Consider the following 20282-nt stretch of genomic DNA (forward strand, 5'->3'; position numbering starts at 1 on the left):
AAAGCCGTACGGATGTCAAATGCTGGGAAAAGTGACCAACCAGTAGCAACGGCTTCGGCGCCGACCTACCCTTCGGGGATGAGCGAGCAGACCCCCGCCTCCGGTCCCATCACCGACGGGCCCGCGGACCCCGAGCACGACAGCACGGCGGCCTACGGCCTCGACCGCTCGTACGTCGCCGCCCTGACCCGGCGGATCGTCAGCACCTCCGGCGAGACGGCCGCGGTGACCTCGCCCGTCGGCGGCACCCCGCTCGCGCACGTCCCGCAGTCGAGCGCCGCCGACGTCGCCGAGGCGTTCACCCGGGCGCGTCGCGCTCAGGCGGCCTGGGCGGCCACCCCGCTCGACGAGCGCGCCGCGGCGCTGCTCCGCCTCCACGACCTGGTCCTCGACCGGCAGGAGGAGCTGATCGACCTCGTCGTGTGGGAGTCCGGCAAGGCGCGCAAGGACGCCTACCTCGAGGTGGCCCACGTCGCGCTGACCGCCCGCTACTACGCCCGGACCGCCCACCGGCACCTCGACAGCCGACGGGTCGCCGGGATGTTCCCGGTGCTCACCCGGGCCGAGGTGCACCGCGTCCCCAAGGGCGTCGTCGGCATCATCTCGCCCTGGAACTACCCGCTCACCATGGCGCTGTGCGACGGCCTGCCGGCCCTGCTCGCGGGCAACGCCGTGGTGGCCAAGCCCGACGCACAGGTCATGCTGACGGCGCTGCTCGGCGTGCAGATGCTGGAGGAGGCGGGCTTCCCGCCCGAGATCTGGCAGGTCGTCGCCGGTCCCGGCCCCGAGGTCGGCGGCGCGCTGGTCGCCGAGGCCGACTACGTCGCCTTCACCGGGTCGACCGCGACCGGACGGCTCATCGCCCGCCAGTGCGCCGACCGGCTGATCGGCTGTTCGCTCGAGCTCGGCGGCAAGAACCCGATGCTCGTGCTCCGCGACGCCGACGTGCACCGCGCGGCGGAGGGCGCCGTACGAGCGGTGTTCTCCAACGCCGGCCAGCTGTGCGTGTCGACGGAGCGGCTGTTCGTCGCCGACCAGGTCTACGACCGGTTCGTCGACGCGTTCGTCTCGCGCACCCAGGCGATGACCCTCGGCGCCAGCCACGACTGGTCGCTCGACATGGGCTCGCTGATCTCCCAGGCACAGCTCGACACCGTCACCCGGCACGTCGAGGACGCGGTCGCGAAGGGAGCACGCGTCCTCACCGGCGGCAGGCACCGCCCCGACCTGGGGCCCTTCGTGTTCGAGCCGACCATCCTGGAGGGCGTCTCGGCCGACATGGAGTGCTTCGGCGCGGAGACGTTCGGCCCGGTCGTCTCCCTCTACCGCTTCCACAGCGAGGACGAGGCGGTGGAGCGCGCCAACGACGGCTTCTACGGCCTGAACGCGTCGGTGTACACCCGCGACACGACCCGCGGACGGTCCGTCGCGCGCCGCATCCGGTGCGGCACCGTGAACGTCAACGAGGCCTACGGCGCCACCTTCGGCTCGCTCGCCGCGCCGATGGGCGGCATGCGCGAGTCGGGCTTGGGTCGGCGCCAGGGAGCCGAGGGGATCCTGCGCTACACCGAGGCGCAGTCGGTGGCCACGCAGCGCCTGGTGCCCATCGCGCCGGTGCTCGGCATGTCCGAGGAGGCCAACGCCACGGTGCTGACGGCCTCGCTCCGCCTGCTCAACAAGCTCGGTCGCGCGTGAGCGCGCACTACGACGTCCTCGTCGTCGGGTCGGGCTTCGGTGGCTCGGTCACGGCGCTGCGGCTCACCGAGAAGGGCTACTCGGTCGGCGTGCTCGAGGCCGGCGCGCGCTTCGAGGACGGCGACTTCCCAGCCACGTCCTTCGACGCCAGGCGGTTCCTGTTCGCGCCCGCGCTGGGCATGTACGGCATCCAGCGCATCGACATGGTCAAGGACTGCCTGATCCTCGCCGGCGCCGGGGTCGGTGGGGGCTCGCTGGTCTACGCCAACACGCTCTACGAGCCGCTCGACGCGTTCTACCGCGACCCGTCGTGGGCGCACATCACCGACTGGAAGGCCGAGCTGGCGCCCTACTACGACCAGGCCAAGCGGATGCTGGGCGTGGTCGAGAACCCGCGTCACACCCCGGCCGACGAGGTGATGCGCAAGGTCGCCGAGGACATGGGCGTCGGTGACACCTTCCACCCGACACCGGTCGGCGTCTTCTTCGGAGGGCCCGACGCCCAGGGTGGCGAGCGCTTCGAGGACCCGTACTTCGGCGGTGCCGGCCCGGTCCGGCACGCCTGCCGCAACTGCGGCGAGTGCATGACCGGCTGCCGCCACAACGCCAAGAACACGCTGGTCAAGAACTACCTCCACCTCGCCGAGCAGGCCGGCGCGATGGTGCACCCGCTGACCACCGTGACCCGCGTGCGGCCGCGTGCGGGCGGCGGCTACGAGGTGACGGCCCGCTGGACCAAGGCGAAGCTGTCGCGGCGTACGGCCGTCCGGACGTTCACCGCCGACCAGGTCGTCTTCTCCGCGGCCGCCCTCGGCACCCAGAAGCTGCTCCACCAGCTCAAGGGCGAGGGCGACCTGCCGCACGTCAGCGACCGGCTCGGCGTGCTCACCCGCACCAACTCCGAGGCGATCCTGGGTGCGCTGGCGCCGGACACCTCGACCGACTACACCGAGGGGGTCGCGATCACCTCGTCGTGGCACCCCGACGACGTCACGCACATCGAGCCGGTGCGCTACGGCAAGGGCTCCAACGCCATGGCGCTGCTGCAGACCGTGCTCGCCGACGAGGTGCCCGGCACCTCACGCGTGCGCACCTGGTTGCGCGAGCTGTGGGCGCAGCGGCGCACCGCCTTCGACCTCTACGACTTCAGGCACTGGTCCGAGCGCACCGTCGTGGCGCTCGTGATGCAGACGCTCGACAACTCCATCACCACCAGGGGCGTCAAGGGCCGCTTCGGCTGGCGGATGACCTCGGTGCAGGGCCACGGCCTGCCCAACCCGACCTACATCCCGGTGGCCTACGACGCCGTGCGCCGCATGGCGGACGTGATGGGAGGTACGCCCGGCGGCAACGTCGGGGAGCCCTTCGACCGTCCGCTCACCGCGCACTTCATCGGCGGCTGCACGATCGGGGAGTCGCCGGAGACCGGCGTGGTCGACCCGTGGCAGCGGCTCTTCGGCCACGACGGCCTGCACGTCGTCGACGGCTCGGCGGTGTCGGCGAACCTCGGAGTGAACCCCTCGCTGACGATCACCGCGCAGGCGGAGCGGGCCATGGCGTTCTGGCCCAACAAGGGGGAGCCCGACCCGCGGCCGGCGCTCGGCTCGGCGTACCGGGTGGTCGCCCCCGTGGAGCCGAAGAACCCGGTCGTGCCGGAGGCGGCGCCGGGCGCGCTGCGGCTCCCGATCGTCGGGGTCAGCTGACCCGCAGAATTCCTCGCGGCGGGCCGTAACCACCCCCTCAGGACGTCGTTGGGCCGAGTAAGGAGTCCGACAGTCACGCTCCCTCCCAAGGGTCGGGCTCCGTGATCTCGGCACCTGTCCGCAGGGCTGGGACGTCCGCATCAGGGCCCGGCCACCCTCCCTCCCCGGCCGGGCCCTGATGTCCGTCCGGATAAGACCGTGCAGCGGCGACCTCGATAGACTCCGACCGTGACGCAGCCAGAGCACGACCTCGTCCTCGTCGTCGACTTCGGGGCGCAGTACGCCCAGCTCATCGCGCGGCGCGTCCGCGAGGCACGGGTGTACTCCGAGATCGTCCCGCACACCATGCCGGTGGCCGAGATGCTGGCGCGCAAGCCCAAGGCGATCATCCTCTCCGGCGGCCCCTCGAGCGTGTACGCCGAAGGCGCCCCCGGCATCGACGACCACGTCTTCACGGCCGGGGTGCCGGTCTTCGGGATGTGCTACGGCTTCCAGCTCATGGCCCAGGGCCTCGGCGGCGAGGTCGCGCACACCGGCGCGCGGGAGTACGGACGTACGCCCGTGGCCGTCTCCGAGCCGGGCACCCTGCTGGAGGGCATCCCCGCCGAGCACAAGGTGTGGATGTCGCACGGCGACTCGGTCTCGCAGGCGCCCGACGGCTTCACGGTCCTCGCCTCGACCGAGGGCACCCCCGTGGCGGCCTTCGAGGACGTCGACCGGGGGCTCGCCGGCGTCCAGTGGCACCCCGAGGTGCTGCACTCCGAGCACGGGCAGAAGGTGCTCGAGCACTTCCTGCACCACATCGCCGGCGCCCGCCAGACCTGGACGATGCTCAACATCGCCGAGGAGCAGATCGAGCGGGTGCGCGAGCAGATCGGTGACTCCGGCCTCGCGATCTGCGGCCTCTCCGGCGGCGTCGACTCCGCCGTCGCGGCGGCCATCGTCCAGCGGGCGATCGGCGACCGGCTGCACTGCGTGTTCGTCGACCACGGTCTGCTCCGCGAGGGCGAGGCCGAGCAGGTCGAGCGCGACTTCGTCGCCGCGACGGGCGTGAACCTGCACGTCTACGACGCCCGGGAGACCTTCCTCGCCGCGCTCGCCGGCGTGACGGACCCAGAGGAGAAGCGCAAGATCATCGGCCGGGAGTTCATCCGGGCCTTCGAGGCCGCGGAGGTGCAGGTCCTCGGCGAGGCGGCCGAGCACGGCGAGAAGGTCGGCTTCCTGGTCCAGGGGACGCTCTACCCCGATGTCGTCGAGTCCGGCGGCGGCGCCGGCACCTCCAACATCAAGTCGCACCACAACGTCGGCGGGCTGCCCGAGGACCTCGAGTTCCAGCTCGTCGAGCCGCTGCGCACGCTCTTCAAGGACGAGGTTCGCCTCGTCGGCGAGCAGCTCGGCCTGCCGGCCGAGATGGTGTGGCGCCAGCCGTTCCCGGGGCCGGGCCTCGGCATCCGCATCATCGGCGAGGTGACCGCCGACCGGCTCGACATCCTGCGCCGCGCCGACGCGATCGCGCGCCAGGAGCTCACCCGCGCCGGCCTCGACCGCGACATCTGGCAGATGCCGGTCGTGCTCCTCGCCGACGTCCGCTCCGTCGGTGTCCAGGGCGACGGGCGGACCTACGGCCACCCAGTCGTGATCAGGCCCGTAACCTCCGAGGACGCCATGACCGCCGACTGGGGCCGGCTGCCCTACGAGGTCATGGAGCGGATCTCCACGCGCATCACCAACGAGGTGGCCGAGGTCAACCGGGTCACCCTCGACATCACCTCGAAGCCGCCGGGCACCATCGAGTGGGAGTGAGCCGGGGTCGTACGGCCGGAGCCTGCGCGACCTCGACCCGTCGTTGAGTCGCGACTGCCAGGGCTCGAGGCTGCGGCTGCGGCTGGCCACGGGTGACCCCGGTCGGCGAGTGCGTGCTGTCGCGCTCGCCCGGCGACGGCACGAGCGCCACCCGTACGTCCGGCGCGACGAGCACGTCGCTCCCCGCTAGGCGCTCATGTGTGCGTGCCCGGTCGTGTCGTCGCTATGGCGAGGAGGGCGCCCGGCGGGGGAGCGCCTCTGGTTTGCGGTGCCTGACCGCTGGTCCCTCGTCCGGCACCGCCGTGCGCCCGGACCTATCGAGACGTGCCACCGGCCCCGCCATGGCATGTCTGGCGGGGTGTGGGGCGGGGTTATGGTCGGCGGGGTCGCGGCACGGTGGGCCGATGGGATGGATCGGGTGGGTCGAGTGTTGTGGTGCCGGTGTGGTCGCGTCGGTAGTGGTGGCCGTGGAGGCTGGTCCACTCGAAGATGCCGTTCGAGGTCATGCGGTAGTGCCAGGCGGTGTGGGTCTTGAGGCGGTGGTGGGAGCGGCACAGGGCGGCGAGGTTGTGGGTCGCGGTCGGGCCGGGTTGGGGTCGGCCGTCTGCGTCGGCGTGGTGGTCGTGGGCGATGACGTGGTCGATGTCGCAGCTGCGGGCGGGGCGGGTGCACCAGGGGAAGACGCAGGTGCGGTCACGCAGGATGACGTGCTCCCTGATCCGGTCGGGGATGGCATAGCCGGGCGCGGTGAGGTCGGTGTTGAGGTCGATGACCGGTTTGACGGTGACCTTGGTGCGGCTGTCGCCGCACCAGCTCCTGACCTGGTCGAGCAGCAGCAGCCGCTGGCGCTCCTCGAGCCGGCCGGTCGGCCCGAACACCGTCTCGCCGTCCGGGGTGAGCGCCGTCTCGAAGTGGGCGTGCAGCACCACCTCCCGGGCGACGGGCAGCCCATCCCCGCCCCGCATGCCGGCAACTCCCGTCGTGCCGTGACCGACGGCGCTGTCGTGGGCGGGGGCGCTACGCATGCCTGAGGTGTGGAGGTCGAGGGCGGTCTGGGTGCGGGCCAGGTCGCCGAGGGCGGCGGCGCGGCGGGCGTCGAGCGACGCGGTGGAGCCGAGTGCCTTCAACGTCTCGGCGCCGTGGGCCAGGGCGCGGTCGAGGTCGAGGGCGTCGGCGATGTCGAGCTCGGCCTCGAGGCGCATGGTGCCGGCGTAGTGCACGTCCTCGTCGTGGACGGTGGCGTGGCGCGGGTCGACGGTGAGGTACCCGTCCTCGGGGTCGGCGGTGCGGTCCGCTGTGGCGAGGTGGTGGCGCGTGATGGCTTCGGCCACGAGCCGGTCCAGCTGTGCGGGTCCGACCTTCCGGCGACGGCGGCGACCTGGGTGTCGACCCAGCCTGCTGCGTCGACGGTGAGCGCCGGGGTGGCGTGGATGGTGGCTTCCGCGACGGCGCGGGCCCGCCATGGCGGCACGGCTCCGGCGTGGACCTGCGTCCACAGCCGTGGCAGGCGGTGCCGCAGCTCGAGGGCGTGCCCGACCAGCCGTTTGGCCGCGGTGGTCGAGACGCCCAGCACGGCGCCGAGCTCGGCGATGCAGAACTCCGCCACCAGCGGGCAGCCGTCGCCGGCGATGGGCTCCTCGTGCTCGCACGACGGCACGGTGAACGTCGCGGCGGAGTGGATCGACTCCGGCGGGTGCAGGTCGGCCCACCGGGCCGCGAGGTCGAGCTGCCGAGCCGCAGCGGCGTTCTCCGCCACACGCGCCTCACGCGCCGCGAACAGCAGCTCGAAAGCGGTGAGGTCCTCCACGGCACCTGCGTCCGCGTCAGCCACTGGCCCGATCATGTGTTCGATTCTAGGCGCCGCCACCGACAGCGGCCATGGGTTGAACGACGCTGTGGATAGTGCTGCCCGACCGGAAGCCTTGGCGGGGAGACCACCTCGTCTACGACACGCACGCCGCGGCCCGGGGTGCGCGCCCGCCTCGTGCGCGCACCCCGTCCCGCGAGGGCGGTCGCCCTCAGCGCACTCCCACGGACGACCGGCGGCGGGCTGCGACGACCGGGAGGCCCAACGCGGCGCACCCACCTCCCCGCGGGCGCACCCACGCCCACCGCCCCCCCACACCAACGACCGCCAGCACGACCACGACCGAAACTGCCCCTAGGGTGACCGCATGGGAGCCCGTCGGTGGATCGTGGCGGCGGAGAACGCCTGGGACAGCGCCAGGGCGCGGCGCGGGGCGTCCCGCACTCCGGCCCACTTCCGCATCGAGTCCTACGGCGGGCACGGGACGGGCGCCGGCGTCGTCGTACGCGGCCGGGTGGTGGACGACCCTCCGCTGTCCAGCGCCGTGGAGGGGGAGGGGGTGCGCGCCGCGGTCGGGCGCTCGGTCCGCGCCTTCCTCACCGACGAGCTGCCGGGCGTGCCGCTGCGGGTCAGGGTGGGCGACGCGGAGGCGGCGGCGGTGTCCGACGGCGAGGGCTACTTCCGCGTGCGGCTCGAGCCCGGGCCGCTGGCCGGACCGTGGGCGACGGCGACGGTCGGGCTCGACGGGGTCCACCGCGGGCTCACGGAGCCGCACACGACGGAGGTCCGGGTCCGCGTCCCGTCGCAGGAGGCCGCGTTCGGCGTGATCTCCGACGTGGACGACACGATCCTGGAGACCGGGGTGCAGCGGATCGGCCGGATGCTGCTGCACACCTTCACCGGGTCCGCGCTCACGCGCACGCCGTTCCCCGGCGTCGTCGAGCTCTACCGCGACCTGGCGCGAGGCGACACCAACCCGGTCTTCTACGTGTCCTCCAGCCCGTGGAACCTGCACGCGTTCCTCGACGCCTTCCTGCTGCACCGCGGCTTCCCGCTCGGGCCGGTCCTCCTGCGCGACCTGCTCGGCACCACCGAGGGCCGGGAGGAGAAGCACGACCGGATCCGGGAGGTCATGCAGCTGCACCCCGACCTGCCGTTCGTGCTCGTCGGCGACTCGGGGGAGCGCGACCCCGAGGTTTACGCCGACATCGTGCGCGAGCACCCGGGCCGGGTGCTCGCGGTGTACATCCGAGAGACGCGGCTGGACCCCGGTGACGGACGCGTCGAGGCGGTCTCCGACGCCTGGGACCACGACGTGCCGTTCGTCCTGGCCGCCGACAGCGACGCCGTACGCCGTCACGCGGAGTCGATCGGCCTTCTCGGCCACGCCGGCGGCTGAGGACGCGGCCCGGCGCCCGTCGCAGTACTGAACTGCGTCAATTTGGGTACGAGCAGGTCCGGTTGAGAGCACGGCCGGTCGACACGCAACCCAGAGGAGGCCGCCGTGCGCCACTTCGATCGATCCCTGGTCGTCGACGTCGACGGGCCCGTGCGGGTCGCCGACCTCGGCGGGCCGTCCGACGCCCCCGTGGTCCTGTGCGTCCACGGCCTGGCCGGGTCCGCCGAGAGCTGGCGGCCGCTCGCATCCGCGTCGGACGGCTCCCACCGCGTGCTGGCGATCGACCTGCCCGGGCACGGCCGGTCGCCGTCGGCGGGGCGATCGCTCGCCGTGCCCGACTCGGCGCGCCTCGTCGCGTCCGTCGTCGACCAGCTCGGGGTGGGCCCGGTGGTCCTGGCGGGCCACTCCATGGGGGCCGCGGTGTCGGCGCTCGCCGCCGAGATGGCACCGGACCTGGTGGAGCGGCTGCTCCTGCTCGCGCCGCCGGTGCCGCGGGTCGGCCTGCCGGAGGTGAGCATGTCGCTCCTCCCGCACGTCGCGCTGTGCCTCTGGCCCAAGGTCGGGCTGGCCGCGCTGCGCCGCCAGGCCAGCCGGCGGACCCTCGAGGAGCACGTCCGGGAGGGGCTGCGCCTGACGTGCGCGTCGCTGGAGGACCTCGACGACCTGGTGGTCGCGCTGGCCGCGGACCTGCAGGCGGCGTACGACGAGGGGGAGGACCCGCTGGCGACCTTCGTCCGCGCGGCCCGCTCCGTCGGCCTCCTCGTGGCGGGCGGTCGGCGCTACCGCGAGGCCCTGGAGGGGCTCCGCACGCCCGCGACGGTGGTGCAGGGCGCCCTCGACCGGGTCCTGAAGCCGTCGGGACTGGACGACCTCGTCCGCCTGCAGCCCACCTGGCGCACCCACCTCCTCGAGGACGTCGGCCACTCCCCGCACCTCGAGGCGCCCGTCCGCGTCGCGAGCCTCATGCGCGCGCCGGCCCCGGTGACGGCCGCGCCGACCCACGGAGGGGTGGTCGCGGAGACAGCCGGTCAGGTCTAGGTTGACGGGTGGCCTGCCCCGGCTCACCGAACTCTGGGAGGTAACCCGTGTCCGACACCTTGATCGACGCGAACTGGCTGGACTACCTGCTGGTCGCGATCTACTTCGCCTTCGTCCTCGGCATCGGCGTGATGGCAAGGCGATCGGTGTCGGACTCGATCGACTTCTTCCTCTCCGGCCGCTCCCTCCCGGCCTGGGTCACGGGGCTGGCCTTCATCTCCGCCAACCTCGGCGCCGTCGAGATCATGGGAATGTCGGCCAACGGCGCCCAGCTCGGCATGCCGACCTTCCACTACTTCTGGGTCGGCGCGGTCCCGGCGATGCTGTTCCTCGGCGTCGTGATGATGCCGTTCTACTACGGCTCCAAGGTGCGGTCGGTGCCGGAGTTCATGTTCCGCCGGTTCGGCACCGGGGCGCACCTCGTCAACGCGATCAGCTTCGCCGTGGCCCAGCTGCTCATCGCCGGCGTCAACCTCGCGCTGCTGGCCGGGATCGTCCGCGCCCTGCTGGGCTGGCCGATCTGGGTCGCGCTGATCGTGGCGGGCGCGGTCGTGCTGTCCTACATCACCCTCGGCGGACTGAGCGCGGCGATCTACAACGAGGTCCTGCAGTTCTTCGTGATCGTGGCGTCGCTGCTGCCGCTGACCCTCATCGGCCTGCACCGCGTCGGCGGCTGGGACGGCCTCACCGACAAGATCAACGCCGCCTCGGACGGCGCGGCGTCCGCCTCGGACGCGCCACCAGCGGCGCAGCAGCTGAACGCCTGGCCGGGCGAGGCGCTCTCCGGCTTCGACTCGCCGCTCCTGTCGGTGATCGGGATCGTCTTCGGTCTCGGCTTCGTGCTGTCCTTCGGCTACTGGACCACCAACTTCGTCGAGGTGCAGCGGGCGATGGCGTCCGACTCGATCTCCGCGGCCCGGAAGACGCCGATCATCGGCGCGTTCCCCAAGATGTTCGTGCCCTTCATCGTGATCGTGCCCGGCATGATCTCCGCCGTCCTGGTGCAGGAGATGATCGACCTCAAGAACGGCGGCAGTCCCGAGGGCGGGGCGTCGGGCGAGGGCGTGGCCTACAACGACGCCCTGCTGCTCCTCATGCGCGACGTCCTGCCCAACGGTCTGCTGGGCCTCGCGATCGCCGGCCTCCTCGCCGCGTTCATGGCCGGCATGGCGGCCAACATCTCCGCCTTCAACACCGTCTTCTCCTACGACCTGTGGCAGCGCTACATCCGCAAGGACCACTCCGACGACTACTACCTGCGGATCGGGCGCCTGGCCACCGTCGGCGCCACCGTCATCGCGATCTTCACCGCCCAGATCGCCCTCGGCTACGACAACGTCATGAACTACCTCCAGACGCTGTTCGGGTTCTTCAACGCGCCGCTGTTCGCGACGTTCATCCTCGGCATGTTCTGGAAGCGGATGACCCCCACGGCCGGCTGGGTGGGACTGGTGGCCGGCACGCTGTCGGCGATCGCGGTCGACCGGCTGGCGGCGGCCGGGCTCTTCGAGCTGTCCGGGCAGGGGGTGGCGTTCCTCGCAGCGTCGGTCGCCTTCGTGGTCGACATCGTGCTCAGCATCGTGGTGTCCCTGGTGACGAAGCCGAAGCCGGCGTCCGAGCTGCGGGGCCTCGTCTACTCGGAGACCCCGCGCGAGGACCGCACCGATCCCAACGAGGCGTCGATGCCGTGGTACCAGCGCACGGCGCCGCTCGCCGGCATCGCCCTCGCGATCGTCATCGTCCTCAACTTCGCCTTCTGACCTACCACCAAGGGAGAGGGGCCACCATGTCCCACATGACCGAGTCCGACGAGACGACCGGCAAGCCCCACAAGGCCGGCCTCTTCGACATCCGCAACATCATCGGCGTCCTGATGGGCCTGTACGGCGTGATCCTGGCGCTGGCCGGTCTCCTCTGGGAGCACGAGCCGGACAAGACCGGCGGGGTCAACGCGAACCTCTGGACGGGCCTCGGGCTGCTCGCGGTGGGTGCGTGCTTCCTGCTGTGGGCGAAGCTGCGCCCCATCGTCGTGCCCGCCGACGTCGACGCCCCGGACGACGACCCGACCCGCCCGGCGCCTCGGCGCCGGCGTCCCCCCGCTCATTGACCCGGACGCGACGAGGCCCCGCGTCCGTGGGACGCGGGGCCTCGTGCGTGGTGCGTGGTGCGGTCGCCTCAGATGCGCGAACGGCTCCCGGTGTTGCGCCCGGTGACGGTCGAGGCGATCACGACGAGGACGGCCGCGGTCAGGACCGCGACGATCCATCGGACCCAGTCGACGCCGCCCGAGCCGTCGCCGCCGAACAGCGAGTAGATCCAGTAGCCCAGCAGCACGCCGCCGATGCCGCACAGGATCGTGAGCCAGATGGGGATGTTGTCCTTGTCGCCCGGAGCCACGAACTTCCCGAGCAAGCCGATGATTGCTCCGACGATGATGAGCACGATGAGATCTACGATCACGTGGATCACCCTTTCCTTTGCCACAAGCTCGTGACTGGAGTGCCGGCGTCGACCGCCGGCCTCCCATCCGTTCCCCGTCCGCGGCCGCGGTATTCGTCGCGCCACCCGGAAGCAGGGGCGTCCCACCTCCGCGGGGTCGGCCGGCGGACCGACGCGGTGCAGCGGTCCGTCGCGAGGACACCCGGTGTCGGTGGTCAGACGGCGGTCAGCTCGGTGCGCTCGGCGGCCAGCAGGACGGCCCCGACGAGGGAGGCCCGCTCCCCGAGCTCGGACGCCTGCACCGGCGTGGCCGCCACGGCGTCGAGCGCGTGGCGGCGCAGGCCGATGCGCGCCGACTCGAGCAGCAGCTCGCCGGCGCGGGCCATGTCGCCGCCGACCACGACCAGGCCCGGGTTGAGCAGGTTGACCACGCTCGCCAGCGCCCAGCCGAGGTGCAGCCCGGCGTCCTCGAGCGCGCGCACCGCGGAGACGTTGCCCTCGCGCGCCGCGGCCACGATCTCGTCGACGCCCGCCCCGGGGAGCTGGGTGGTCATCATCGCCTGGAGCGCGCCGGTGGACGTGTAGGCCTCGAGGCAGCCGCGGCTGCCGCACCGGCACACCGGCCCCGACTCGTCGAGGGTCAGGTGGCCGATCTCGCCGGCGGTGCCGCCGCTGCCGTGGAAGAGCCGGTCCTCCAGCACGATGCCGGCGCCGACGCCGGAGGACACCTTCACGAAGACGGAGTTGGCGTGCCCCCGCGCCACGCCCTGGCGGTGCTCGGCGAGCGCGCCGAGGTTGGCGTCGTTCTCGGCGTGCACCTCGAGGCCGAACCGGTCGCGCGCCGCGTCGAGGGCGTTCACCCCCACCCAGCCCGGCAGGATCGCCGAGCTGCGCACCACGCCGTCGGTCATCGGCGCGGGCAGGCCCATGCCGAGGCAGCGCAGCGTGGTCGCGTCCACGGAGGCGTCGGCCAGCACCTCGTCGAGCAGGCGCGCGGCTGCGTCGAGGCCCGCGTGGCTGGGGTGGCCCGAGTCCAACGGCGTACGCCGCTCGGCGAGCAGGCTGCCGGTGAGGTCGCCCAGGGCCACCGAGACGTGGCTGTGGCCGAAGTCCACGCCCGCCACGACCCCGGCGGACGGCGCCAGGACGACGGTCGTGCCCCGCCGGCCGGCGCCGGGCTCGGTCGACACCAGCCCCGCGGCGGACAGCTCGCGCACGATGCTGGAGACCGTCGCCGGGGCGAGCCCGGTCTGTCGCGCCAGGTCGGCCTGGGTGACCCGGTCACCCGAGCGCAGGACGTCGACGACGCGCTGCTGGTTGGCCGACCGCAGCGACGCGGTCGTCCCGGGGGAGCCGGTGACGGACATGGCGCAAGCGTGGGGGACGCAGCCGTAATCGTCAAGACGCACACACAAGATTCGCTTCAGTCACGGTTTGGACAGTTTTGCGTTCGACTCTTGACGACAAGTGGTGATGGTCACCACACTCGTCACGAACCCACGGGCTCGTCGCGAGCCATCACCACCAGGAGAACCCATGTCACGAACCCACCGCGTCGCCGGAATCGGCGCCGCGATCTTGATCGGTGCGCTGAGCTTGACCGCGTGTGGCGCCAACGAGGCCCAGAGCGGCGGCGGTGACAGCGCCGACGGCGGCGGGGACAGCAAGGTCATCGCCCTGCTGCTGCCGGAGTCGAAGACCACCCGCTACGAGGCCTTCGACCGCCCGCTGTTCGAGGACAAGGTCGCCGAGCTGTGCGACGACTGCGAGGTCGTCTACTACAACGCCGACCAGGACGAGTCCAAGCAGACCCAGCAGGTCGACACCGCGATCTCCGAGGGCGCGAGCGTCGTCGTCCTCGACCCGGTCAACGGTGCCGGCGCGGGCGGCATGGTCCAGTCCGCCCAGGACTCCGGCGCGAAGGTGGTCGCCTACGACCGCTTCATCGCCGAGGCCGACTACTACATGTCCTTCGACAACGAGACCGTCGGCAAGATGCAGGCCGAGGCGCTCGTCGAGGCGATGGGCGACAAGGGCAACATCCTGATGCTCAACGGCGCCCCCAGCGACCCCAACGCCGCGCAGTTCAAGGCCGGCGCGCACAGCGTCCTGGACTCGTCCGGGGTGAAGATCCTCGAGGAGTACGACAACCCCGACTGGAGCCCCGAGAACGCCCAGAACTGGACCACCGACCAGCTGAGCAAGTACGACCCCTCGGAGATCCAGGGCGTCTACGCCGCCAACGACGGCCAGGCCGGCGGCGTCGTCGCCGCGCTGACCGGTGCCGGCGTCGCCGCCGACGAGCTGCCCCCGATCACCGGCCAGGACGCCGAGGTCGCCGCGATCCAGCGGATCCTCGCCGGCGAGCAGGCGATGACGATCTACAAGCCCATCCCGATCGAGGCCGAGACCGCCGCCGAGGTGGCCGTCGCCCTCGCGAACGGCGACGAGGTGCCCACCACGAGTGAGTCCGGCGTCGAGCAGAGCGAGTACGAGGGCGTCACCTCCTACATCTTCGACCCGATCGTCGTCACGCAGGACAACGTCGCCGACACGGTGATCGCCGACGGCTTCTACAGCGCCGACGACATCTGCACCGGCGAGTACGCCGAGGCGTGCGAGGCGGCTGGCATCTCCTGATGTCGGACACCTCCACCTCGACTCCCGGGTCGACGGTGCCGGTCGGGGACGCGGTGCTGTCCCTGACCGGCATCTCCAAGCGGTTCGGAGCCGTCCAGGCCCTCTCGGACGTGCACATGCACGTCCGAGCGGGCGAGGTCGTCGCCCTCGTGGGCGACAACGGCGCCGGCAAGTCCACCCTCGTCAAGGTCATCTCGGGCGTGTACCAGCCCGACGCCGGCGACATCACGTTCGCCGGCCGCAAGGTGACAGTGGGTGGTCCCTCCGAGGCCCAGGCCCTCGGCATCGCCACGGTCTTCCAGGACCTGGCCCTCTGCGACAACCTCGACGTCGTCGCGAACCTCTTCCTCGGCCGCGAGGAGTCGACCGGTCCGTTCATCAACGAGGTCGAGATGGAGAAGGAGTCGTGGCGCCTGCTGCGGACCCTCTCCGCCAAGATCCCGTCGGTGCGGATCCCGATCGCCTCGCTGTCGGGCGGGCAGCGCCAGACCGTCGCCATCGCGCGCAGCCTGGTCGGCAAGCCGAAGGTCGTCATGCTCGACGAGCCGACCGCCGCGCTGGGCGTCGCCCAGACCGCGGAGGTGCTCAACCTCATCGAGCGGCTGCGTGAGACCGGCCTCGGCGTCATCCTGATCAGCCACAACATGGCCGACGTGCAGGCCGTCGCCGACCGCATCGTGGTGATGCGGCTGGGCCGCAACGCCGCGGAGTTCCGCGTCGAGGACGTGACCACCGAGCAGCTGGTGGCCGCCATCACCGGTGCGTCGGACAACGTGGTGGCCTCGCGTGCCGCCCGTCGGGACGGAGGAAGCCATGACTGACACGGCCAACCACAGCATCGCCGCCGACCTCGCCGACGAGCGCCTGATCCGCGCCCAGGGCGTGGGCGGCTACGTCCGCCAGTTCCTCGGCCGCCTGCGTGCCGGCGACCTCGGCAGCCTGCCGGTCATCATCGGCCTGCTGGTCATCTGCGTGGGGTTCTACTCCGCGGAGCCGCGGTTCCTCAGCTCGCGCAGCATCGTGTCGATCACCCAGTTCGCGGCGCCCATCGGCATCATCGCGCTCGGCATCGTGCTGGTGCTGCTGCTCGGCGAGATCGACCTGTCGGTCGGCTCGGTCAGCGGATTCACCGCGGCGATCATGGCGGTGCTCGTCGTCAACCAGGGCTACTCGATGGTCCTGGCGATCCTGGCGGCGCTCGCCGTGGGCCTGCTGATCGGGGCGTTCTACGCCGTGCTCTACACCAGGGTCGGCGTGCCGTCGTTCGTGTTCTCGCTGGCGGGACTGCTGGGCTTCCAGGGTGCGCTGCTCTACGTGCTGGGCACGCAGGGCACCATCAACCTGCCCTCGGACTCCTTCCTGGTGCAGTTCACCCGGTTCGAGTTCGTCAGCCCGACCATGTCCTACGTGCTGGTCGTGCTGGTGGCGGCGGTCTACGCCGGCACCCAGCTGCTGCAGGTGCGCCGGCGCTCGGCCGCCGGGCTGAGCTCGCCGCCGACGGTGCTGATCGCGCTCAAGGCGGCGGCCCTGCTCGTCGGGCTCGGGTTCCTGTCCTACTACGTCAACATCGACCGCGGCTGGAGCTACCTCTGGGTGCTGTTCGCCGTGCTGGTCGTGCTGATGGACGTGGCGCTGCGCCGCACCCGCTGGGGACGGCACGTCTTCGCCGTGGGCGGCAACGAGGAGGCGGCCCGGCGCTCCGGCATCAAGGTCAACCGGGTCTACTTCTCGGTGTTCGCCCTCACGTCGCTCTTCGCGGCGCTCGGCGGCCTGCTGCAGGCCGGTCTCCAGACGAGCGTCTCGCAGGCGAGCGGCACGACCGACACCAACCTCACGGCCATCGCGGCCGCCGTGATCGGCGGCACGTCGCTGTTCGGCGGTCGGGGCTCGGCGTACGCCGCCATGCTCGGCATCATCGTGCTGCAGGCGATCCAGACCGGTCTCAACCTGGTCGGGGTCGACTCCTCGGTGCGCTTCATGGTGACCGGCGGCGTGCTCCTGCTGGCGGTCGCGATCGACTCCGTGTCGAGGCGGGCCCGCTCCTCCAGCGGGCGGGGCTAGGTCGTAACCTCCTCGGGATGCTCCGCGCCCGTCTCCTCACCCTCGTGCTCGTCGCCGTCGCACCCCTGGTCTCTGGGTGCGGCGGCGACGAGCCGACCGTCGCGCTCCTCGTCGCCGACGGCTCGGACTCGTCCTCGCGCGCGGTCGACGTGGAGGGCTTCACCGACCGCGTCGAGGCGACGTGCGACGAGTGCCGGGTGCGGGTGTACGACGCCCAGGGCGACGCCGACACCCAGAAGAGCCAGGCCCGGCAGGCCGAGGCGGACTCCGCCGACGTGGTCGTGGTGGTGCCGGTCGACGCAGACGACCTCGGCACCCTCACCGGCAGCGACCTGCCGGTCGTCTCCCTCGGCGAGCTCGTGCCCGCCTCCGACCGGTTCGTCGGGCTGCAGGGTGGCCGGCTGCCCACCCAGGCCGGCACCGACCTCGACGCCGCACGCGAGGTCCTCCGGGGGGAGGAGGAGTCGATGACCTACGTGCCGACGCGCGCCACGAGCGAGCAGGCCGCCGACGTCGCCGTGTCGTTCCTCGCCGGCGACCCCCTCGCCGGCGCGGAGGACGTCGACGGCGTGGAGTCCTGGCTCTTCCGGGACCAGGAGGTCACCATCGACTCGCTCACCTCGGTGCTGGTGGGCCAGGGGGTGCTCACGATCGACGACCTGTGCAGCGGTGCCACCGAGAAGCGGTGCGCGCGGCTGGGGCTGCGATGATGGCGGAGCGATGATCGAGATCCTCACTCCCGCCCAGGTCGACCGCGCCCGCCGCACCGGGGCGCTCGTCGGCACCATCCTGCAGACGCTGAAGGAGCGCAGCCGGGTCGGCACCAACCTGCTCGAGCTCGACCGCTGGACCGCCGAGATGATCCGCGACGCCGGCGCGGAGTCCTGCTACGTCGACTACGCGCCGTCCTTCGGTCGCGGACCCTTCGGCCATTACGTGTGCACCGCGGTGAACGACGCCGTGCTCCACGGCAGGCCCCGCGACCAGCGCCTCGAGGACGGTGACCTGCTCACCCTCGACCTCGCGGTGCGGCTCGACGGCGTCGCCGCCGACTCCGCGATCAGCTTCATCGTCGGCGAGAGCCGACCGGCCGAGAGCGTGCGGCTCATCGAGACCACCGAGCGTGCCCTCGCGGCGGGCATCGCGGCAGCCCGGCCCGGCGCGCGCATCGGCGACCTGTCCCACGCCATCGGCACCGTGCTGAGCGAGGCGGGCTACCCGATCAACATGCAGTTCGGCGGTCACGGCATCGGCACGACCATGCACCAGGACCCCCACGTGTCCAACGACGGCCGACCCGGCCGGGGCTACCAGCTCCGACCGGGCCTGATGCTCGCGCTGGAGCCGTGGATCATGTCAGACACCGACGTGCTGGTGACCGACGACGACGGCTGGACCCTCCGCAGCGACACCGGCTGCCGGACGGCGCACAGCGAGCACACCATCGCGATCACCGAGGACGGCGCCGAGGTGCTCACGCTGCCCTCCTAGTGCACCGTCTCCAGCGGCCGCTCGGCCTCGGCCGCGCTCAGCGGCGCGTCGTGCGGGTCGAGCCTGCTCGGCCACCAGATCCGGCCGCCCAGGTCGAGGTTCAGCGCCGTGACCAGCACGGACCGCACGATCATCGTGTCGAGCATGACGCCGAGCGCGACCGCCACCCCGAGCTCGGCCAGGAAGACCAGCGGCAGCGAGCCGAGCACTAGGAACGTCGCCGCCAGGACGATGCCGGCCGAGGTGATCACGCCGCCGGTGGACGCCAGCGCGATGAGTGAGCCCTTCCGGGTGCCGTGCGTCGCGGTCTCCTCGCGGACCCGCGTCATCAGGAAGATGTTGTAGTCGATGCCGAGGGCGACCAGGAACACGAAGGCGAACAGGGGGAACCCGGGGTCGGACCCCGCGAACCCGAAGACGTACTCGAACAGCAGGGCCGAGATGCCCAGCGCCGCACCGAAGGACAACACCACCGTGGCCATCAGGATCAGCGGGGCGAGAAGCGCGCGAAGCAGGCCGATGAGGATCAGCAGCACCACGCCGAGCACGAGCGGCATGATCACCCAGCTGTCGCGCTCGGAGGCGATCTTGGTGTCGAGGTAGAACGCCGAGCCGCCCCCGACCAGCGCGTCGGCGCCGTCGACCGCGTGGACGGCGTCGCGGGAGGCCTCGACGATGTCGGCGGCCGTGCTGGAGGAGATGTCGGCGTCGATCGTCGCCTCGAACCAGGCACGACCGCCGGACAGTGGCTGCACCTGGCCCGGCGCGCCGAGCCCCTCGATGCCCTCGAGGGCGGCGGTGACGTCGTCGGCCCGGTCGGCGGCGGTGGTCACCTGGATGGTGTTGGAGTTGTCGGACAGGCCGTGCTCGGCGAGCAGCTTCTGTCCCTTGATGGAGTCGAACTCCTTGGTGTAGGTCTCCTCGGTCGACAGGCCGGAGGCGTCGAGGCGGAACAGGCCCAGGCAGGCGAGGAGAAGCAGCCCCGTGGTCACGACCCAGACCCGGCGCGGACGGTGGCTGATCGCGCGGCCCACGCGGGCCCACAGCCCGTCGGCGGTCGGCTCCGCGCTGCCGAAGGCGGGACGCTTGGGCCAGAACACCCAGCGGCCGACGATCACGAGCAGGGCCGGCAGCAGCGTCAGCATCACGATCATGGTCACCGCGACGCCGATGGCGTTGACCGGGCCGAGCCCGGCGGTGGAGTTGAGGTCGGCGAACGACAGGCACAGCATGCCGACCGCCACCGTCGCCGCGCTGGCGAGCACCGCCGGAGCGGCGCGGTGCAGCGCGAAGGCCATCGCCTCGTGCCGGTCCTCGTGCCGGCGCAGCTCCTCGCGGTAGCGGGCGACGAGCAGCAGGGCGTAGTCGGTGCCCGCGCCGATCACGAGGATGCTGAGGATCGCCTGGCTCTGGCCGTTGACAGTCAGCCCGGCGTGCTTGGCCAGCAGGTAGACCAGGCCGGTGGCGATCGTGTTGGCGACGACCGCGCAGATGATCGGCAGCAGCCACAGCACCGGGCTGCGGTAGGTGAAGAGCAGGATCACGACCACCACGCCGAGGGTGATGAGGATCAGGTCGGTGTCGATGCCCTCGAACGCCTCCGCGGAGTCGGCGGCCTGGCCGCCGAAGCCTGCGAGGTGGACCTCGCCGCCGTCGAGGACGGCGATCTCGCGGATCTCGTCGGCGGCGTCGGGGATCGCGTTCCAGCCGTCGGCGCCGAAGTTCAGCACGAAGTAGAGGTAGGCGACCTCGCCGTCCTCGGAGACGAGCGTCGGCACGGGGGCGCCCTGCGCTCCGGCGGCCTCCGCGGCCGCAGGCGTCAGCACGCCCTCGTCGGTGACGCCGTCGAGGCCGGCGATCTCCTCGCCGTCGGACTCCATGGCGGCGAGGTCGTCCTCGGTCAGACCGCCGTCGCGGTGGTAGACGACGAGCGTCGGGATGTCGTTGGGGTCGACGGTCTCCGACAGCTCCTCGAGCACCTTGGTGGACTCCGCCGACTCCGGGAGCCACGACGAGGCCTCGTTGTCCTGGACCTCGGTGAGCTGGGTCGAGAAGCCTCCCATGACGCCGGTCAGCACGACGGCGGCGACGAGGACGAGCCACTTGGTGACGCGGCCGGTCAGGGAGCTGGCGATCTGTCGGTGCATGGGATCCAGTCCAGCAGGACCGCTCGGGTCCTCGCATCGGTGATTCCCCCGAGGACTAG

The 20282-nt window shown here is 71.9% G+C and carries 16 protein-coding genes; 12 read left to right on the top strand and 4 right to left on the bottom strand.

The features are described from left to right. The first annotated feature begins 78 nt into the window (after positions 1-78). From J3P32_RS12195 to guaA, 3 genes are all read left to right on the top strand, one after another. Positions 79-1695 (top strand): succinic semialdehyde dehydrogenase, encoded by a 1617-nt coding sequence (locus tag J3P32_RS12195; protein ID WP_210440003.1) that lies wholly within the window; start codon positions 79-81, stop codon positions 1693-1695. Beyond that, on the top strand, positions 1692-3398 hold the full coding sequence (locus J3P32_RS12200) for a GMC family oxidoreductase N-terminal domain-containing protein (protein WP_210440004.1): 1707 nt from the start codon (positions 1692-1694) through the stop codon (positions 3396-3398). The genes J3P32_RS12195 and J3P32_RS12200 overlap by 4 nt, the downstream gene beginning before the upstream one ends. A gap of 228 nt (positions 3399-3626) precedes the next feature. Further along, complete coding sequence (guaA, locus tag J3P32_RS12205) at positions 3627-5201, top strand: glutamine-hydrolyzing GMP synthase (RefSeq protein WP_210440005.1); 1575 nt, start codon at positions 3627-3629, stop codon at positions 5199-5201. A 371-nt stretch (positions 5202-5572) separates the two neighbouring features. On the opposite strand, the gene J3P32_RS12210 is transcribed toward guaA, so the two are convergent. Continuing rightward, positions 5573-6532, bottom strand: coding sequence for an HNH endonuclease signature motif containing protein (locus J3P32_RS12210; protein ID WP_210440006.1), 960 nt, complete (start codon positions 6530-6532; stop codon positions 5573-5575). Between the two features lie 843 nt (positions 6533-7375). On the opposite strand from J3P32_RS12210, the gene J3P32_RS12215 reads away from it, so the two are divergent. The 4 genes from J3P32_RS12215 to J3P32_RS12230 all read left to right on the top strand — a co-directional run bounded on the left by J3P32_RS12215 (position 7376) and on the right by J3P32_RS12230 (position 11552). Next, the gene (locus tag J3P32_RS12215) at positions 7376-8407 is read left to right on the top strand and encodes an App1 family protein (protein WP_210440007.1); all 1032 of its coding nucleotides are present in this window, start codon (positions 7376-7378) and stop codon (positions 8405-8407) included. A 105-nt stretch (positions 8408-8512) separates the two neighbouring features. Next, the gene (locus J3P32_RS12220) at positions 8513-9445 is read left to right on the top strand and encodes an alpha/beta fold hydrolase (RefSeq protein ID WP_210440008.1); all 933 of its coding nucleotides are present in this window, start codon (positions 8513-8515) and stop codon (positions 9443-9445) included. 47 nt (positions 9446-9492) lie between these two features. After that, a complete protein-coding gene (locus J3P32_RS12225; RefSeq protein ID WP_307861677.1) occupies positions 9493-11205 on the top strand; it encodes a sodium:solute symporter family protein in 1713 nt (570 codons plus the stop codon). Between the two features lie 35 nt (positions 11206-11240). After that, complete coding sequence (locus J3P32_RS12230; protein ID WP_210440009.1) at positions 11241-11552, top strand: hypothetical protein; 312 nt, start codon at positions 11241-11243, stop codon at positions 11550-11552. Positions 11553-11620: 68 nt separating this feature from the next. Here the strand turns inward: J3P32_RS12230 and J3P32_RS12235 are convergent, their stop codons facing one another. Further along, entirely contained in the window at positions 11621-11905 is a 285-nt protein-coding gene (locus J3P32_RS12235) for a GlsB/YeaQ/YmgE family stress response membrane protein (RefSeq protein WP_210440010.1), read from the bottom strand. A 194-nt stretch (positions 11906-12099) separates the two neighbouring features. Then, the gene (locus J3P32_RS12240) at positions 12100-13251 is read right to left on the bottom strand and encodes an ROK family transcriptional regulator (protein WP_210440011.1); all 1152 of its coding nucleotides are present in this window, start codon (positions 13249-13251) and stop codon (positions 12100-12102) included. A gap of 169 nt (positions 13252-13420) precedes the next feature. Here J3P32_RS12240 and J3P32_RS12245 point away from each other — a divergent pair, with 169 nt between their 5' ends. From J3P32_RS12245 to map, 5 genes are read left to right on the top strand one after another with little or no spacing between them, the layout of a single operon-like run. Beyond that, on the top strand, positions 13421-14524 hold the full coding sequence (locus tag J3P32_RS12245; RefSeq protein WP_210440012.1) for a substrate-binding domain-containing protein: 1104 nt from the start codon (positions 13421-13423) through the stop codon (positions 14522-14524). Next, complete coding sequence (locus J3P32_RS12250) at positions 14524-15345, top strand: ATP-binding cassette domain-containing protein (protein ID WP_210440013.1); 822 nt, start codon at positions 14524-14526, stop codon at positions 15343-15345. The genes J3P32_RS12245 and J3P32_RS12250 overlap by 1 nt, the downstream gene beginning before the upstream one ends. Beyond that, on the top strand, positions 15338-16585 hold the full coding sequence (locus J3P32_RS12255; RefSeq protein WP_210440014.1) for a sugar ABC transporter permease: 1248 nt from the start codon (positions 15338-15340) through the stop codon (positions 16583-16585). Before J3P32_RS12250 ends, J3P32_RS12255 begins: the two co-directional genes overlap by 8 nt. A 17-nt stretch (positions 16586-16602) precedes the next feature. After that, positions 16603-17295 carry a type 1 periplasmic-binding domain-containing protein gene (locus J3P32_RS12260; RefSeq protein ID WP_210440015.1) on the top strand — a complete coding sequence of 231 codons (693 nt, stop codon included), beginning with the start codon at positions 16603-16605 and terminating at the stop codon, positions 17293-17295. A 10-nt stretch (positions 17296-17305) separates the two neighbouring features. Continuing rightward, entirely contained in the window at positions 17306-18076 is a 771-nt protein-coding gene (map, locus tag J3P32_RS12265; protein WP_210440016.1) for a type I methionyl aminopeptidase, read from the top strand. Here map and J3P32_RS12270 read toward each other — a convergent pair. Continuing rightward, positions 18073-20223, bottom strand: coding sequence for an MMPL family transporter (locus J3P32_RS12270; protein WP_210440017.1), 2151 nt, complete (start codon positions 20221-20223; stop codon positions 18073-18075). The genes map and J3P32_RS12270 overlap by 4 nt on opposite strands. Positions 20224-20282 lie beyond the last annotated feature (59 nt).

This window comes from Nocardioides xinjiangensis (assembly GCF_017916385.1).
GTDB classification, from domain to species: Bacteria; Actinomycetota; Actinomycetes; order Propionibacteriales; family Nocardioidaceae; genus Nocardioides; species Nocardioides xinjiangensis.